Origin of the sequence: Segatella copri (assembly GCF_003465495.1) — a bacterium.
GTDB classification, from domain to species: Bacteria; Bacteroidota; Bacteroidia; order Bacteroidales; family Bacteroidaceae; genus Prevotella; species Prevotella copri_G.
The window spans coordinates 1-1,277 of record NZ_QSAV01000110.1 but is presented as its reverse complement, the minus strand read 5'-3'; the positions used below and the strand labels follow the sequence as shown (position 1 = coordinate 1,277).

Here is a 1,277-nt window from a genome sequence, read left to right as displayed (position 1 = left end):
TCCTCCCTGCATAGATTCGGCTCTTGGCGATACACGATTATACTCTGTGCCAAGTCTTGCATCCAACTTGACAAAGCTGTATTCTCGGCTAATCTGCGTACCCTTGAAGCTATATCCGTCCTTACAGAATCGGATGCCTTGTACCTTGCTTCTCTCCTTGTCCTTATAGACAAGCTCCAAGCGAACACCTCGTTTTGACAGTTCATTCTTGAACTTCTGCCAGCTATCTGCAACTTTTAAGGCATCTTTGACTGCATTGTGAATCTCGTATTTTGCACGCTCCGCATTGCGCAATTTGCGAGTGCTAGTCTTGCTCTTGTCCGTTCCGTAGGTCAGCCCATACTTGGATTTTAGAGCCTTGGTCACTTGCTCATTACGCCTGTAATCGTGGGCTTCAGATATGAGTTTGCCCTCATTGTTGATGCGGTTATACACGATATGACAATGTGGATTGTACGTGTTGTGATGCCTTACGATAATGAATAGGGTATCGGTAATGCCCATCATCCGCATGTATTCAAGGGCTATCTTAGCCATGAACTCATCCGTCAAGCGTGGCTTGTCCTCTGGTTTGAAGCTCAATGCAATGTGTCCCACAGGCTTCTTAATCCTTGGATTTAGCTGCCTCTGTAGCTCGAAACTTTGCGTTATCTCGGCATTCGTGCCGAGTAACACACCATCCGAGACGATGATTTTCGCCTCGTCCTTGCCTGTCACATAGCGGACGCAACCACCAAAGGATGCACCTTTCTTTAGCTTGCCTATCATGTGGTATCCTCCTTTCTGCCCATACTGCTTGGCTTCGGTTTAGAACTTGCTTGGCGATACTCACCAAGGATGGCTTTCAATCTTCTCAACAAGTCCACCACATATACATGGGTTTCATGGAAACCTCTCTGATGCGACAGCTTGGTAAGTTGGTTGAGATTGTTCGCCATGCCAATGAGACTCTTAGCGATGGCTACCGTCTCTGCGTTGTGTCCGCTGACCACCTCGCCGTTCAAGGCGGACTCACGAATGTACTCCGCCAACTTGCGGTTAGCTTTTCTTGCCCTCAGCTTCAATGCCTCGTAGCTTGGCTTCGAGAACTTCACCGTGACAGACTTCGACTGCTTGCGAACCCTGCCCGTGGGCGGTCTTCCGCCCTTTCTCTTGTCTTGTTCCTGTACGTTTGTCATTCGATACACTGTTTATAGTTGGTACACCCACTTTCTGCGACCGTCGGGAGCAAAATTTCTCCGCCCTCATGGTGGAGCGAGGCGTTTTGGGGTTCCCAA

2 protein-coding genes are annotated in these 1,277 nt (G+C 48.9%); both read right to left on the bottom strand.

From position 1 onward, the window contains the following. The coding region (locus tag DWV53_RS15260; protein WP_118155461.1) for a relaxase/mobilization nuclease domain-containing protein at positions 1-768 on the bottom strand (768 nt) is incomplete at its 3' end. Further along, on the bottom strand, positions 765-1,178 hold the full coding sequence (locus DWV53_RS15255; protein ID WP_118155459.1) for a plasmid mobilization protein: 414 nt from the start codon (positions 1,176-1,178) through the stop codon (positions 765-767). The genes DWV53_RS15255 and DWV53_RS15260, both read right to left, overlap by 4 nt. Between the last annotated feature and the right edge of the window lie 99 nt (positions 1,179-1,277).

Excerpts from the sequence above, each read along its gene's own strand:
- DWV53_RS15255 (WP_118155459.1), bottom strand. The coding sequence starts at position 1,178 with ATGACAAACGTACAGGAACAAGACAAGAGAAAGGGCGGAAGACCGCCC.